Here is an 18,000-nt window from a genome sequence, read left to right on the forward strand (position 1 = left end):
AACGTCCGGGAGTTGACCATGCAGCGAACCAAGCCTCCGTTCCGCGCCGACGAGGTCGGCAGCCTGTTGCGCCCACCGAAGATCAAGGAAGCCCGCGCCAGGCTGGAGAAGGGCGAGATTGCGGCCGACGAGCTGCGCAAGATCGAGGACATGGAGATCGAGAAGGTCGTGCACAAGCAGGCCTCGCTTGGCCTCAAGCTGGCGACCGACGGCGAGTTCCGCCGCTCCTGGTGGCATTTCGACTTCCTCAGCCATCTGACCGGCTGCGAGCTGTTCCATCCCGACATGGGCATCCAGTTCGCGGGCGTGCAGACCCGGCATGATGCGATCAGGGTGATCGGCAAGCTCGACTTCCCCGACCGCCACCCGATGCTCGATCACTTCCGCTTCCTGAAGAGATACGCCGACCAGGCCCATGTCACCGCCAAGATGACGATCCCGTCGCCGGCGGTGCTGCACTTCCGCGGCGGCCGCAAGCTGATCTCGAAGGAGGTCTATCCGGACCTCGAGGCGTTCTATCAGGACCTCGGCAAGACCTACCGCAAGGCGGTGAAGGCGTTCTACGACGCCGGCTGCCGCTATCTGCAGTTCGACGACACCGTGTGGGCCTATCTGTGCTCGCAGGAGGAGTTGCAGAAGTCGCGCGAGCGCGGCGACAACCCTGATGGCCTGCAGGAGATCTACGCCCGCGTCATCAACTACGCCATCGCCGAGCGGCCCGCCGACATGGTGATCACCACCCATGTCTGCCGCGGCAATTTCCGTTCGACCTGGATCTCGTCGGGCGGCTATGAGCCGGTCGCCGAGACCCTGCTCGCCGGCACCAATTACGACGGCTACTTCCTCGAATATGATTCCGACCGCGCCGGCGGCTTCGAGCCGCTGCGCTTCCTGCCGAAGGGCAACAAAGTCGTGGTGGTCGGCGTCATCACCTCGAAGTTCGGCGAGCTCGAGAAAAAGGACGACATCAAGCGGCGGCTGGAGGAGGCGGCGAAATTCGCGCCGCTCGAACAGCTCGCGCTGTCGCCACAATGCGGCTTTGCCTCCACCGAGGAAGGCAACATCCTCTCCGAGGAAGAGCAGTGGGCCAAGCTGCGGCTCGCCGTCGAGGTCGCGAACGAGGTGTGGGGGAAGTGACGCGCTAGCGTCATTCCGGGGCGCGCGGAGCCTTGTACTCATCCACCGCTGTCATCGCCCGGCTTGTGCGCAATTGCGCACATAGACCGGGCGATCCAGTACGCCGCGGCCTCTCGATTCTATTACCGCCGTCTCTGGAATACTGGATCACCCGCTTTCGCGGGTGATGACACCGAACAAGTTGAACCCACCAACCCGACATCCTTCCACCGCTGTCATCGCCCGGCCTGTGCGCAATTGCGCACATGGACCGGGCGATCCAGTACGCCGCGGCCTTTCGGTTCAATCACCACTGCCTCTGGAATACCGGATCACCCGCTTTCGCGGGTGATGACACCGAACAAGTTGAACCCACCAACCCGACATCCTTCCACCGCTGTCATCGCCCGGCTTGACCGGGCGATCCAGTACGCCGCGGCCTTTCGGTTCAATCACCACTGCCTCTGGAATACTGGATCACCCGCTTTCGCGGGTGATGACATCGAGCAAGTTGAACCAACCAACCCGACATCCTTCCACCGCTGTCATCGCCCGGCCTGTGCGCAATTGCGCACATGGACCGGGCGATCCAGTACGCCGCGGCCTTTCGGTTCAATCACCACTGCCTCTGGAATACTGGATCACCCGCTTTCGCGGGTGATGACATCGAGCAAGTTGAACCAACCCGACATCCTGAGGATCTTGAGATTCCCGACGCGCAATTGCGCGTCTGAGGTTCGCGCCAAACGCGCCGTCACTTCTCCGCCAGATAGACCTCGCCGAGCAGCGAGGAGTTCGACCACGGCACCTGCTTGCCCTTGGTCGCGGCCACAACCTCGGCGCGGACCCGCGTCAGCATCTGCTGCACTTCGAGCCCCGGCGTGCCGACATGGCGCGACAGCGCCGCCGAGAACGGGCTGTTGGCGCCTTCGCCGTCGAGGGCCACCTGGCCCGGCGCGGTCGCAAACGCGATCAGCGTGCCGGCGCCGAGCGTCGAGCCGGAGCCGAGCGAGGCGGGCGCGGCGAGGCCCGCGCCGGCCTCGACGCCGCGGCTCGGACCGGCGGATGCCACCTGCGGCGCCATCGGATTGTTGCGGCAAGCATCGAGGATCAGGATGTTGGTGCGGATCTGGTCGTCGAGGCCGGCCATGATCGTGTCCATGTCGACCATCGCGTCGGTGACGCGGCCGCCGGCCTTGAACTCGATGTCGACGGGCACGAGGTAGTTGCGGCCGTCGATCTGCACGCCATGGCCGGCATAATAGACCACGGCGATCTGCGCGCGGGTGGCCTCGCGCAGGAAGTCGCGGATCGTCTTCTGCATGGCGTCGCGATCGAGGTCGAGGCCTTCGGACACGGTGAAGCCGATCTCGCGCAGGCACTTGGCGATGGCGCGGGCATCGTTGGGCGGATTGGGCAGCGCCTTGACATGGGCGTAAGTGCCGTTGCCGATCACGAGCGCGACCCGCCGGCTGGTTGCGGCCTGCGCCTGCGCCGCCGGGGCGGCAGCGGGCGCGGCTGGTTCTGCGGTCTGGGCGGGCGGGGCAGCGCCTGGACCGGCCTGCTCGCGGGCCGGCGCCGCGGCCGCCTTGGGCGGCGCGACGGCCGCGTCCTGCAGCAGCGAGAGCCGCACCCTGGCGGTGGCCTGGCTGGCCTTGCTGGCGGCATCGGAGGCCTGGCCCTCGAGCACGGCGGCATAATCCTGCCTGGCGCGCTCGCGGTCGCCCTTCGCCTCATAGGCAAGGCCGCGCTGCGTGTAGGCGGAGATCAGGACGCTGCCGGGAGGTGTCATGATGTTGGCGGGTGCCTTCGCCTTGGCCAGCCGGATCGCCTCGGTGATGTCCGAGATCGCGCGGTCGATGTCGCCTTTGGCGCGCCAGATCACGCCACGGTTGATCAGCGGCTGCGGCAGCGACGGATCGATGCGGATCGCCTCGTTGATGTCGGCCAGCGCGCCGTCGAGATCGCCCAGCGCCTGCTTGCAGCCGCCGCGGTTCTGATAGGAGAAGGCCGACTTCGGGCCGGCCTTGATCGCGGCGTCATAGTCGGCGATCGCCCTGGCGTAGTCGCCCTTGCTGCGATAGGCGTTGCCGCGGTTGTGGAAGATGATGCCGCTCGGCGGCCCCATCCGCAGCGCGTCGTTGAAGTCTGATATCGCGATGTCGTATTCGCCCTTGTCGTAATACGCCGAGCCGCGCAGATTGTAGATCGCGACGCCGGGGTGCAGGCGGATCGCCTCGGTGGCATCGGCGATCACCTGCGCATAGTTGCCCTTCTTGTTCCAGCCGACCGCGCGCCAGAAGTAGATGGTCGCGAGCTTCTCGCCGGAAAATACTTTGAGCCCGACGATCTTGGTGCAGGCGCTGATCATCTGGTCGGCCGGTGTGGTTTCGGTCGTGCAGAGCGGACCGAGCTGCGCGCGCGATTGTGCGAAGCAGGGTGCCGCCCACAGCGCGGCGGCGAGCAGGGTGAGCAGCAGGATCGAGCGGCGCATCGGATTCGGCCTTGGCCTTGAGGGGGATGACCAGGGGTTTGTTGCCGCCGGTGGGCCGATGGTTCAAGGCGGCCGCCGGATCAGCGCGTCGGCGAGGGTCGGCCAGCGACTTCCCACCCGAGGGGGCGGGGGTGACGCTGCACAATTTCGGAATATTGGAATAATACCGGTGATTTGCCCGACGTGTCAAGCTGTCGTGTCGCCGTCGGCCCGCCGGCTACTTTGCATGGGGTTGTTTTTCGGTATTTGCTAGTAGCGCCCCTGCCGCCCGAGGCGGCAGGACGCGGGCCTGTCACGGTTGCCTCAGAGGACCAGGAAATCGTGGGCGCTCAGGCCGAGATGCGCCCCGACGGTTGCGAACTGGACCGCCGCGGCGGCGCCATTGCCGTCCGCATCGTACGAGATCGCGCCGGTCTCGTTGTCGTAGATGATCCGCGTATCCGCGGTTTCGCTGCCCAAGCTGAAGGCCGCATCGGCCAGCACGCCGGTCGCGCCGATGGCGGAGAAGATCGAATGGTCGAGCACGATGCGGTCGACATTGACGGCAAAGTCGGTGATCGTGTCGACATTGTTGCCGCCGGCAATGGCGGTGGAGAACACGAACAGATCGGCGCCCGCGCCGCCGGTCAGCGTGTCGTTGCCGGTCATGCCGTTCAAGAGATCGTCGCCGTCGTTGCCGACGATGACGTTGTTCTCGGCGTTGCCGACGCCGGTATGGGCATTGGCGCCGATGAAGGTGAGATTCTCGACATTGGCCGACAGCCCGTAGACCGACAGGAAGGTCTGCACCTCGTCGGTGCCCTCGCCGGCGACCTCGTACACGGTGTCGTAGTTCGACTGCACCGCGTAGATGTCGTCCCCGGCGCCGCCCTGCAGCGTGTTGAGGCCGCTGCCGTCGATCAGGGTGTCGTTGCCATCGCCGCCGAACAGATAGTCGTTGCCGGTGCCGCCGATGATGGTGTTGTCGAGCGCGTTGCCGACGCCGACGAAATCATTGCTGCCGGTGTGGGTCAGGTTTTCGACATTGGCGCCCAGCGTGTAGCTGGACAGCGCGTCGGTCTTGACCGTGTCGGTGCCTTCGTTGGCGTTCTCGGTCACGACGTCGCCGGCGATGTCGACGATGTAGGTGTCGTTGCCGGCGCCGCCGATCAGCGTGTCGGCGCCGAGGCCGCCGTCGAGCGTATCATTGCCGGTGTTGCCGGTGATGACGTTGGCGAGCTCGTTGCCGATGCCGGTGTGGGCGTTGCCGCCGATGAAGGTCAGGTTCTCGACGTTCGGCGACAAATGATAGGACGTCAGGAACGTCTGCACCTGGTCGGTGCCCTCATTGGCGAACTCGAACACGGTGTCGAGGTTGGACTGCACGGCGTAGATATCGTTGCCGGCGCCGCCCTGCAGCGTGTTGAGGCCGTTGCCGTCGATCAGGGTGTCGTTGCCGATACCGCCGATCAGGTAGTCGTTGCCGGTGCCGCCGATGATGACGTTGTTGAGGTCGTTGCCGATGCCGACGAAGTCGCTGCTTCCGGTGTGGGTCAGATTGTGCGCGTCGGCGGCAAGCGTGTAGGAGCCGAGCGCCGTCTCGATCGTCGACGGGTCGACGTCCTGACCGCCGACCGTCGGCGGCGCAGCGAAATCCGACAGATCCACCGACTGGGTCACGGTGTGGCCGGCCAGATCGCTGATCTTCACGATCACGCTGGCGTCGAGGTCGACCGAAGCATCGTTGGCGTAGATCACCGCCGTGGTCGCGCTGGTCTGCGCGATGTGGAAGCTGCCGTGGTAGTCCGAGCCGTCGGCATTGGTCAGGCTGAACGTGAGCTGGTCGCCGAGCGCCAAATTAGCGTCGGCCGCGGTCACCACCGCGATCGACTTGGCGGCGCCCTGCAAGGCGGTCGAGGACGTGCTGGCCGCCACCGAGACCACCGTCGGCGCGGCCTCGATGACGTCGATCGCATCGACCTGCGAGCCGATGCCGAGCCCGAGGAAGTCGAACACCTCGACGTTGGTGATGGTGTCGGCATCCGACGTCCCGTGATGGGCGACGTGATACGAGCTGGTGGCCGCATCGTAGGTGATGTCGTAGTCGAACCAGACCCCCGCCAGCACGACCCAGTCGAGGCCTGCGCCGCCGTCGATCGTGTTCGAGCCGGTGCCGCCGTTCAGCACGTCGTCGCCGGCGCCGCCGAGCAGGATGTCGTCGCCGGCGCCGCCCGAGATCAGATCATTGCCGAAATCGCCGACCAGTCTGTTGGCCGCGTCCGAACCGGTCAGGACGTCGTTGTACATGGTGCCGATGGCGTTCTCGAAGCTGCCGTCGAGAATCACCGGGGTATTTTGGAACGAGCTTGCGGTCGCGCCCGACAGGTCGAGCGTGACGGCCTGGTCGCCGGCGGCGAAATTCAGCGTGTCGTTGCCGCCATCGCTGTCGACCGCGTGGGTGCGGGTCGGATCGGCGGCGGCCAGCGCTGCATAGCTCGAAGTATAGTAATAAGTGTCGTCTTCGCTGCGGACGTCGCCATAGACATGGACGTCGGCCTGGGAGACCGCGAAGGTTGCGCCCGGCGTCGCATGGGATAACTGCAGCGTCCAGGTGCCGTAGGGGTTCTCGCCCATGAACTGCACGGAATCGAAGGTGAAGCTCAGCGTGGTCTTGCTGCCGAGCTGGCTCAAATTCTCCACCAGCTCCGAGACGGTGCCGTCGGGCGAGACCAGGTTGATCTGCAGATCCTTCAGGTCGGCGTCGCTGATCGAAAGGTCGATATCGACGCGGCTGGTCGAGAACTTCGCCATCGATGCGTCGGTCGGGGTCAGCGTGAAGGACAGCGACGACTGGGTGGGATCGAGGTTGCTGGCCGGCGCGAACGAGAAATCCAGCTCCTTCTCATTCGCGTAGGTCGAGGTGTACGACCAGTTGCGCGCCAGCGCGACGGCGGCGCTGGCGTCGAGCATGCCGAAGCCGCCGTTGCGGTCGAACATCAGGCCGCCGCCGTTGTAGCCGTCGAAGCCGTTCGCCGTGGAATGACCGTCGAGCCGCGAGGTCGCGCTGATCGCCAGAATCTCCTGCACGTCGCGATAGCCGAGATCCGGATTGGCGGCGAGCATCAGGGCGACGGCGCTGGAGACCAGCGGCGCGGCGGCGGAGGTGCCGGAGGCGTAGCTGGTATTGGTGCTGCCGGCGGCGTTGCCGTCATCGACCACGAGGCCGACGCCCGGCGCCGTCAGCAGGACCGAGGTGCCGGGGTTCGAGAACACCGCGGGCGTGCCATCCCGATCATGGGCGCCGACCGTGATGGTGAACCTCGAATTGCTGAAGTTGTGGAAGTTGGCGTCATCGCCGACGTTGCCGCTGGCGGTCTGGATCTTGCTGTTGCCGGCGGCGAACACCATGACGGTGCCGAGGCCATCACGGCCGTTGGCGACGTCGGCCTGCAGGGCGGCGGCCGCCGCGGTAAACGGCGCGGTCTGGAAATTGTCGGCGAACGAGGCCGTGAAGCCCCAGCTGTTGTTGCTGACGTCGTAGTTCTGCTGATGCGCGACGAGGCCAGCGAGCTCGTTCTGGTCGTACAGCACGCCGAAGCGCATGTAGCTGCCGGTGATGGTCGCGCCTTGCGCCGCGCCGACCGCGCCGAGGCTGTTGTTGATGTTGCCGGCGATCAGGCTCGCGACCATGGTGCCATGGTGCTGGGCAGCCGTATCCGGCATGGCGTCGTTGTCGCCGCTGTCGCGGGGGTCGTAGTCGATGCTGGTGTCGTAGCTGCCCACGAGATCGGCATGAAGGTAGTTCACGCCTTCATCGACGACACTGATGACGATGCCGCTGGCGTCGTTCTGGGCCCAGGCGCCGAGAAAATCGGCGCCGCCAATCACGCTGCTGCCGAGATGCCAGAGCAGCGGCGCCGATGCTGTCGCAAGCGCCGTCGAGCTCAAGCTCATCGACTGTATTTCAAGATCTAGTCTATCTATTTCGGATACGTCCCCAGTATCCAAAATAGAATTACTTGCCGTGGTCATCCGCCGTCCCCGTCTTTTTGTTGGGGCCAGATGTACGGGCGGGGCAGTTAATTCAGGCTAATTCGCGTAGTTAAGGGAACTTGTGGCTGAAGTTCTGCTGAATCGCGGCTTAAGAGAATACTTGAAATTGCAGTCGATTAAGATTGACCAATATTGAATATCAGCAAACCAATACTATTCGTTAAGCAACGAATGGTTGACGAGTACCGTTTCTTAACGTCAAAATTTTGCGCCGCTGCTTAGCGTGATGTTAAGCACGCGGGTGCAGCGCGTTCACAGGCAGCGGGTGAGGGCGATCAAAAATCGAGCATCGCATTCGCATTGGGTGCAGCAAACATTGCTCAACATTTCGCCCTGCGTTCAAACACCGCATCCAGTAATTCCACGGGCGGTTAAATGCTGCGAGGCAAGACCAACTCTACCAGAACGCGTAAAACTGGCAGTCCATTATTGATGTATTACATAATGATCGGCGTCACACGATGAAATCTATATTCGATCAGCGCAGATATACTGCACGACAGCTCGCGAACTTCAAAGATAAGCCGACGGTAAAACGGTGCGGATATTAACCTAAACATCCGCATGACCGCGCAGCGTCTAAGGTCGAACTTGCCGACCGCACGGACTTCCCCTACTAGTCATGGTTAAGTTTGAGTTAACTTTTCCGTCGAGGTTTCTTTGAAATCGCCAGATGTCCCGTAGAGGACGAGGCGAGACAGGGTAGTTGCGTCAACAGGAGTCTTTTGAGGGGCGGCCAAGTAGGCCGGTCAGGAATTTAAGACCATCTCCGACGGGCTTTCGGGAAGCGTCCGGGAAGAACGGCGACGATGGGTGGAATGATTGCGAATGCTGTGAATTGGAATACCGCAAGCGTGCCGCCCGTCTGACGATGGCGGACCCCCAGGTCCCACCGACATCCACAAATCTTTGAACCCTGCGGAGGAAGCGGCTGTTCGCGCCGTTTTCCCGCAACAGCAACCTATTGCCCGCGTCAATGCGGGTTGTGTGACATCGAGGAGACAATCAGATGGCGACGATTATCGTTCATGCGGGCAGCTCGATCCAGGCGGCGATCAACAGTGCCAGCAGCGGCGACACGATCTTCATCGAGAACGGCACCTATAGCGAACAGATCAGCATCGCGGGCAAGACCGGCATCACCCTGCAGGGCGAGAGCGAAGGCGGCGTAATCATCACGGCGCCGGTCTCGCTGCTCCAGCAGAACGCCACCGACGCCACCACGGGCCGGCTGCAGGATGCGCTGATCGCGGTATCGAATTCCTCCAACGTCACCATCAAGGACCTGTCGGTCGACGGCGCCGGTCGCGGCAACGACGTCGCCGGCGGCAACGATTTCGTCGGTATCGCGGTCGCGAACTCGACCGGCACGATCGACCATGTGGACGTCAGCGGCATCCGGGACGCCCTGATCGGCGGCGACCTCAGCGGCGTTCAGCGCGGCAACGCCATCGTGATCAGCAACACCGTCGGATCTCCGCAGGCCTTCACCGTCAGCAATTCCTCGGTCGAGGACTATCAGAAGACCGCGATCATCGCCCGCAACACGATCGCGACGGTGACCAACAACGACATCGACGGCGGCGGGCCGCACGGCGTCATTGCGCAGAACGGCATTCAGCTGTCGTCCGGCTCGACCGGCAGCGTGACCGGAAACCACATCTCCGGCATCGGCTTCACGCCTGATACCAATGAGGTCGTCGGCGTGATGGTGTTCGACAGCCACGGCAGCCTCAATGTCTCCGGCAATACCTACGACGGCACCCACACCAACGACCTCTTCGTCTATCTGCAGGATTCCACCGGCGTTACCGTCTCCGGCAATACCATCAACAATGCCAGCGAAGGCATCGAGGATTTCGGCACGACCCCCGTCACCACCGGCAGCAACACCTATAACGGCACCGCCGGCGACGACCTCATCCACGGCGGAGCGGGCATCGATCACATCGACGGTCTCGGCGGCAGCGATACGATCGACATGTCCGGCGCGGCCAGCGGCGCGTTCGTCAATCTGACGACTGGCCTCGCGATCTCGGCCGAAACCGGCATCGATACGCTGGCCCACATCGAGAACGTCCTTGGCAGCTCCGCGAGGGACAATCTGATCGGCGACGGCAACGCCAACACCTTCTTTGCCACGGCAGGTGGTGACACCATCGACGGCCGCGGCGGCAGCGACACCTACGACGCCGCGAGCGCCTCGACGTCGGTCTTCATCGATCTCGACGGCGGCTTCGTGGCCGGCGCGGTCAATGCCAGCATCACCTCGATCGAGAACGCGATCGGCGGCTCCGGCGACGACTACATCGCCGGCAGCACCGGAGCCAATGTGCTGACGGGCAGCGGCGGCGCCGACTCCTTCGTCAATCTGCACGCCGGTGACGTCGTGCACGGCGGTGCCGGGCTCGACAAGGCGATCTTCGACGGCAATGTCGGCAGCGCGACCTTCGCGGCGGGAGCAACCCCGGGTTCGATCGCGGTCACCCTTGCGGGCGAAACCATCACGCTCGACAGCGTCGAAACCATGCAGTTCAACGACCACAATGTCCTCGTGGTCGGCTCCGGCGGTCAATATTCGACCATCCAGGCCGCGATCGACGCGTCGCATGCCGGTGACACCATCGTCGTCCTGCAGGGCACCTACACCGAGAACGTCAATGTCGACGTCGAGGGTCTGACCATCGCGGCCGTCGGCAATGTCGTGCTGCACGGCACCTTCAAGAGCGACAACACCATTGCCGATGGCGGCGTGGCGACCTTCCTGCAGACCGCGGCGAGCTATAGCGGTGCGGCCGGCAGCGGCCTGACGATTTCGGCCAACAACGTCACCATTCAGGGCCTGCACATCGACGGCTTCCTGAACGGCGTCCAATTCGCCGACAACATGAACGTCTCGGGCGCTACCTTCACCGATGTCGCGATCAGCGATTCCGTGAACGGATACTGGAAGGGATCGGCCGCCGGTGTGAGCGGTCTGACGCTCAACGACGGTTCGATTACCGACAGCTACATCGGTGTCTATTTCCAGAAGAACACGACTGCCGGCCAATCGGCCGTCGGCAATGCCGATCACGTTGTCATCGACGGAACGTCGTTCGCGGATATCACCCAGAAGGGCATCTACGCCGAGACCCTGTCGAACGCGCACATCACCAACATCACGATGGACAACGTCGGTCAGTACGGCGGCGGACCGGCTTTCGGCGCAAATGGTGTCGCCGGCAACGGTATTGATCTGAACCTCAAGAACGGCACGTATTCCAACGTCGAGATCGACAATTTCACGCTGCACGACGTCGGCGCGTCGGACGGCGTGGTCGCCGGCGGACACCCGAATGGTGGCGCAATCGTCGTTGAAGCTCGTAACGACGGAAGCACCTATGGCGCTGCTCCCGCGACCTTCAACGGTGCGGTCGACATTCATGACGGCACGATCGATGGTCATACGTCGACCGGCATTCAGGCCGGCGAACCGACGAAGAGCAACACCGGCCCGATTGTCACCGTCACCAATGTGACGATCGACGGTGCGCAGCATAACGCAACCCATGGCGACATCGCCAACGTGACGCAGTCGGTGATGACGTTCAACGGCACCGCGGACGCCGACGTCGTCGCGTCCAGCAACAGCTCGACCGGCGCGATCGTGTTCCATGGCGGCGCCGGCGGCGACACCTTCACCGGCCATAACGAGCTCGATACCGCGACCTATGACGTGGCGCTGACCGCCGCCAACATCACCTACGACTCCGTCAACCATCAGTGGGTGGTCGACGCCGGTACCGACGGCATCGACCGTCTCAGCGGCGTCGAGAAGATCGTCGATGCCAACGGTCAGACCTTCTACCTGGCCGGCAATGGCTACGGCACGCTGCAGGCCGCGATCAACGCCGCCAGCGCCGGCGCCACCATTCTAGTCGCCGGCGAAACGCTGGCCGATGCCGGCAGCGTCAACGTCAACAAGGAGCTCACCATTCTCGGCGTCTACCACGGTGTCGACGGCGCCGACGGTACGCGCAATGCAGGCCACGAATCCGTCCTGAACGGCGGGCTGTACATCTCCGCCGACAAGGTGACCATCGACGGCATGGAGGTCGTCGGCGGTGCGATCAACGCCGGCAATTCCTCGGCGATCTATGTCGACCACAACAACGTCACGATCTCTCACACCATCATCGATGCCGGCAACAGTCCCGCGGACTACGGCTTCCTGACCCCGTACGGCGGCAACGTCTCCAACCTCAACATCGACCACAATCTGGTGAACGGCTGGGATTCAGGCGGCTACTTCAATCCGTCGACCCAGTTCCACATGACCAACAACACTTTCACGAATGCCAGCGGCAACTTCAATGGCTTCGTCGGTGACGATTGGGCGCCGGGCACCTTCATCGACGGCAACCACTTCGGCGCGTCGAGCTCGTCGGCGGTCGGATACGGCGTGTTCGACAACGTCGAAAACGTTCAGAACTACTTCGGCACCAACGAGTATGACAGCAGCGGTCGCAAGGTCGGAATCTATCTGTACGGCGACGGCCTTAACGACGGCGACGGGCAGACCGTCACCGGTACCGACCAGGACGACTACATCACCGCCATCTACAGCTTCCAGGCCAATTCCAATCCGAACGACACGCTGATCGGTGCTGATGGCAATGACAAGCTCGAGGGCGGCGCCGGAGACGACATCCTGATCGGCGGCGCCGGCACGGATCTCCTCGACGGTGGCGCCGGCATCGACACCGCGGTCTATACCGCGGCGCTGACGGTCAACGATCTCTCCTTCGCGTCCGGCCACTGGACGGTGAATGCCGGGACGGAAGGCGTCGAGACCCTCACCAGCATCGAGGAAGTCGACGGCGGCGGGCAGGGCGGCGCACGCATCCTGCTGGTCGGCGGCGACGGCTTCGCCAGCATCCAGGCTGCGGTCGACGCGGCCCACGACGGCGACATCATCCTGATCGCGGCCGGGCCCTGGGTCGGCAACGTGACGGTCACCGACAAGCAGCTGACCTTCGTCGGCGCCAACCATGGCGTCGATGGAGCGAGCGGCGCGCGTGGCGCTGAATCGGTCATTATCGGCCAGGTACAGGTCAGCGGCGGCAAGGACGTCACGTTCGACGGCCTCCAGTTCAAGGCCACTGCCACCACCGGCACCACCGGTCCGTCGAATCCGGCGCTCGGTTTCCACGGCACCGGCAATTATCACGTCGAGAACTCGGTGTTCTACAACCAGACCGCGGGTGGCGCGAACGGCGTTGACGCGCGCGCGATCAGCCTCGACACCTCCGTGTCGGGCGCGGTGACGATCGACCACAACGCGTTCACCGGCGCGTCGGTCGGCAATTTCGGCACGGCGTCGTGGGGGCGCGGCATCTGGTCCGACGGCACCAGCTCCGATCTCGATATCAACCACAACACGTTCTCGAACGTTCGTAGCGGCATCAATCTCGATGGCTACAACGATGCGACCCACAGCGTGACGGACAACACGTTTGTCTCGGCGGGCAGCGGCATCTCGGTCGGCGCTCCGACCGGATCGACCTTCACCGGCATCCACGACAACGACTTCCAGGCGGTCGGCGACGACTTCAACTTCCAGAACGTGACCACGCCGGTGACGCTCGACCTCACCGCGAACCCCGAGACCTCCTCGGGTGGTGATCCGCTGGCGGGCGGCGGCGTGCTGCAGATCCTCGGCGGCAAGGTCGACGACCACATCACCGGTTCGGCAGGCGCCGACAACATCTTCGGCAACAACGGCAACGACGTCCTCAAGGGCGGCGGCGGCGCCGACCTGATCGTCGGCGGTGCCGGCACCGACACGGCGGTCTACTCGGCCAACATCACGCTCGACAAGCTGACCGCGGTGCTCGATATCGATCCGGCTACGGCAGGTAACCAGTCGGGGTGGACCGTCACCACCGGCGGGGCCGAGGGCACCGACACGCTCACTGGCGTCGAGATCGTCAGCAGCGGCACGGGCCACGTCCTGCTGGTCGGCAGCGGCGGCTTTGCCACCATCCAGGACGCGGTCAATGCGGCGGCCGATGGCGACACCATTCTGCTCGCGGCGGGCACCTATGCCGAGAACGTCACGGTCACCGACAAGCAGCTGACCTTCGCCGGCGCCAATCTCGACACCGCGGGTGCTGATGCGCGCGGCGCCGAATCCATCATCAAGGGCCACATCTCGGTCACCGGCAGCAAGGCGGTGGAATTCAACGGTCTTGAATTCCTCGCCGATGCGACCACCGGCACCACCGGACACGGCAACGCCGCGCTGCAGTTGCACGGGTCGGGCACCTACACGGTGCACAACTCGGTGTTCTACAGCAACTTCGTCGGCGGCAATGTCGAGGCAACCGCGATCCAACTCGACACCACGGCGACCGGCACCATCAACATCGACTCGAACTTGTTCGCGGGTCCTGTCTCCAACACCGACCTGTTCGGCGGGGCCAACTGGCAACGCGGCATCTGGTCGGACGGCGCCGAGCACCAGCTCAACATCACCGGCAACGCGTTCTCCAACGTTCGCAGCGCCATCAACCTCGATGGCTACAACGACGCGACCCATGACGTGTCGGGCAACACGTTCGTCTCGGCGGGCACCGCCATCTCGGTCGGTATTCCCGTCACCAACGACTACACCGGCATCCACGACAACGACTTCCAGTCGGTCAACGACGACTTCAACTTCCAGAACCTGACGACGCCGGTCACCGTCGACCTGACGGCGACCAACGAGACGTCCTCGGGCGGCAACGTTGCGCAGGGCGGCACGGTGATTCAGGTTCTCGGCAGCACGGTCGGCGATCACATCACCGGCTCGGCAGGCGCCGACAATCTGTTCGGCAATGGCGGCGACGACGTGCTCAAGGGCGGCGGCGGAGCCGACCTGATCGTCGGCGGCGCTGGCACCGACACCGCGCTGTTTACGACCAACATCACGCTGGACAAGCTGACCGCAGTTGCCGACCTCGATCCGGTGACGGCGGGCAATCAGTCCGGCTGGACCGTCACCACCGGCGGCACCGAAGGCACCGACACCCTGGTCGGCGTCGAGGTCGTCAGTAGCGGAGCGGGCCGCATCCTCCTGGTCGGCAGCGGCGGCTTCGCCACGCTGCAGGACGCGATCAACGCGGCCCAGGCCGGTGACACCATCTATGTGCCGGGCGGCCTTACGCTGACCGGCGATGTCACCGTCAACAAGCAGGTCACGATCGTCGGCGCCCAGCATGGCGTCGCCGGCGCGGACCACGCGGGGGCGGAATCCGTCATCAACGGCGGCCTCTACATCACCGCGGACGGCGTCGTCATCGACGGCATCGAAGTCACCGGCGCCGTGCAGGCCGGCGGCACCGAGCGTGCCTACGGCATCGTGGTCGGCGCCGACAACGTCACCATCAAGAACTCGACCTTCGATGGCACGGCGACGTTCGCTTCCGACACCCGCCCGTTCGGCACCGTCGCAGGCACCACCGGGCTCTCGGTGACCGGCAACGCGATCCACGATTGGGCCGAAGGTGCCTACATCGTGATCGGGACCACGGGCTCGATCGACCACAACGTCTTCACCGACAACGGCAACGGCGTCGTCAGCGAATCCGTCGACACCCAGATCGCGTTCAACACCTTCTCGAGCGCGGGGGCTGTCGATCCGGGTGCCCACATCGCACCGCTGCCGTTCGTGTCGGCGGACATCGGCAGCTTCGTCCACGACAACACCTTCGAGGACCAGGCTCGTCCGATCACGATCTATGCCAACGGTCCGGCCGGGCAGACCATCACCGGCAGCGATGTCGCCGAGACCATCCACGGCGAGTATGTCAGCGGACCGCTGACCATCAACGCGGGCGGCGGCGACGACAAGGTGATCGGCAGCGCCGGTGACGACACCATCGACGGCGGTGCCGGCAACGACACCATCGACGGCGGCGCCGGTACGGGTGACACCTACGTGCTGAGCGGGGCATGGAGTGATTACGCCATCACCCGTTCGGGCGGCACCTACACCATCGTCAAGGGCGGCGAGACCGATACGGTCGTCAATGTCGAGAAGTTCAGCTTCAACGGCAATGTGGTGAGCGTGACCTCGGATCCCGACACCATCGTCTCGCTCGCGCCGACCATCACGGGCGTCGCCGAGACCGGAACCGACGAGGACCACAACGCCGGCACGGTGGCTGTGAGCGAAGCGGCGATCAACGGCACTGCGATCGCCACCGTATCGGCCGCGGACCACAACATCGCCGCCGGCGACGTGCTGACGTTCACCCTGGTGGACGGTTCGGGCAATGCCTTCAGCGGCCCGTTCTCGATCACCAAGAATGCGGACGGCGTGTCGGCGACGATCGCGGTGGCCGGAGCTCTCAACTTCGACCTGCACTCGTCGTACGGCTTCAACGTCAAGATCACCGATACTGCCGGACATTCGGTGACCCAGGCGACGGCGGTCAGCATCATCGACGCCAATCTGCCGCCTGTCTCTCCTGCGCTGTCGAACGTGAACGTGGAGTCCGGCGTGACGGAGGCCAAGCTGTCGGATCCCAACGACGCGCCGTTGAACCTGACACTGCCGGTCGATCCGGAAGGCGATACCCTCGCGTTCCATCTCGACACCGTGCAGCCGACGGCCGGCCATCAGGCCGGAACGGTGATGCTCAATGGCGTGGCGGTCGTTCTGGGCTCGCAGGATCTGTCAGCAGCCGACATGCAGAACCTGACCTATCTCGCTCCGGTCACCGGCGATGCATCGCCTGAGACGGTGACGCTGAACTTCAGCTACACCGACGGGGTCAATACCGGCAATATGCAGGTTATCGTCAACGTCGCAGCCGCCGTTGACGGCACCTTTACCGGAACGGCGGGAGCCGACCGGTTCGACGGCGGTGCCGGCAACGACACCTACACCGTCAACAACGTCGGCGACGTGGTGCTGGAGCAGGCCAACGCAGGCATCGACACGGTCACCACCGCGCTCAGTGCCTATCATCTCGGCGCCAATGTCGAGAACCTGACCCACACCGGCAGCGCCGACTTCACCGGCCTCGGCACCGATGACAACAACGTCATCATCGGCGGCCTCGGCAACGACTACCTGGTCGGTTACGGCGGCAACGATACGCTGATCGACGGCAACGGCCTCAACACGCTGCAGGGCGGCGCCGGCGACGATATCTACGCCGTGCAATCCAACCTCGACACCGTGTTCGAGTTCGCCAATGAAGGCACCGATCAGGTGCAGACGTTCCTGTCGAGCTACACGCTCTCGGCCAACGTCGAAAACCTGACCTTCATCGGCAGCAATGCGCACACCGGCACCGGCAACGCATTGGCCAACGTCATCACCGGCAACGCCGGCAATGACACGCTGGATGGCGGTCTCGGCGCCGACACGCTGATCGGCGGCGCCGGCAACGACACCTACATCGTCGACAACACCGGCGACGTCGTGACCGAGAACGCCAACGAAGGGACCGACACGGTGTTCACCGGGAAGCTGGCTGCCTACTCGCTGGGGGCCAACGTCGAGAACCTTATCCATACCGGAAACCTTGCCTTCACCGGTATCGGCAACGCGCTCAACAACGTGATGACCGGCGGTCTAGGCAACGACTACCTGATCGGTGGCGACGGCAACGACACGTTCATCGACGGCAGCGGATCGAACACCTTCCAGGGCGGAACCGGCGACGACATCTACGCCGTTCAATCCAACCTCGACTCGGTGGTCGAGTTCGCCAATGAAGGCACCGATCAGGTGCAGACATTCCTGTCGGTCTACGCGCTGCAGGCCAATGTCGAGAACCTCACCTTCATCGGTTCGAATGACCACATCGGTGTCGGCAACGAACTGGCCAACGTCATTGTCGGCAACGCCGGCAACGACTTGATCAACGGCCTGGCGGGCAACGACACGCTGACCGGTGGTGCCGGTGCCGATCTGTTCGTGTTCAACACGGCGCTCGGTGCCAACAACGTCGACACGATCACCGACTTCACGTCCGGCACCGACAGGCTGGTGCTCGATCACGCGATCTTCTCGGCGATCGGGACCGGCCCGCTGGCGGATACGGCATTCGCCTCGTCGCTGGCAGCGGAGACCGCATCGACGCGGTTCGTCTACAATGCCAGCACCGGCGCCGTGTTCTACGACGCCGACGGCAGCGGTGCCGGCGCCGCGGTCCAGTTCGCAACGCTGGGCACCACGACGCATCCGGCAACCCTGACCGCGCACGACTTCCTGGTCGTGTAAGGACAACCTGATGCCGCGATGTCCTGCAGTGCAGGGCATCGCGGATCCAGTCTCGCAAAGGCCGGTCCGGACCCTCCGGGCCGGCCTTTGGCGT

General features: G+C 64.2%; 4 protein-coding genes. 2 read left to right on the forward strand and 2 right to left on the reverse strand.

The features are described 5' to 3' along the window. The first annotated feature begins 18 nt into the window (after nucleotides 1-18). Nucleotides 19-1,137 carry a cobalamin-independent methionine synthase II family protein gene (locus CI41S_RS33295; protein WP_139863285.1) on the forward strand — a complete coding sequence of 373 codons (1,119 nt, stop codon included), beginning with the start codon at nucleotides 19-21 and terminating at the stop codon, nucleotides 1,135-1,137. Between the two features lie 733 nt (nucleotides 1,138-1,870). Here the strand turns inward: CI41S_RS33295 and CI41S_RS33300 are convergent. Together CI41S_RS33300 and CI41S_RS45090 are read right to left on the reverse strand one after the other, a co-directional pair. Next, nucleotides 1,871-3,610, reverse strand: a complete 1,740-nt coding sequence (locus CI41S_RS33300; protein WP_139863286.1) for a caspase family protein — start codon at nucleotides 3,608-3,610, stop codon at nucleotides 1,871-1,873. A 303-nt stretch (nucleotides 3,611-3,913) separates the two neighbouring features. Next, complete coding sequence (locus CI41S_RS45090; RefSeq protein WP_172628284.1) at nucleotides 3,914-7,543, reverse strand: S8 family serine peptidase; 3,630 nt, start codon at nucleotides 7,541-7,543, stop codon at nucleotides 3,914-3,916. 1,108 nt (nucleotides 7,544-8,651) lie between these two features. Between CI41S_RS45090 and CI41S_RS44710 the strand changes: the two genes are divergently transcribed. Continuing rightward, nucleotides 8,652-17,906 carry a hypothetical protein gene (locus CI41S_RS44710; RefSeq protein WP_139863288.1) on the forward strand — a complete coding sequence of 3,085 codons (9,255 nt, stop codon included), beginning with the start codon at nucleotides 8,652-8,654 and terminating at the stop codon, nucleotides 17,904-17,906. The last annotated feature ends 94 nt before the right edge of the window (nucleotides 17,907-18,000 follow it).

The organism is Bradyrhizobium ivorense, from assembly GCF_900696085.1.
Lineage (GTDB): Bacteria > Pseudomonadota > Alphaproteobacteria > Rhizobiales > Xanthobacteraceae > Bradyrhizobium > Bradyrhizobium ivorense.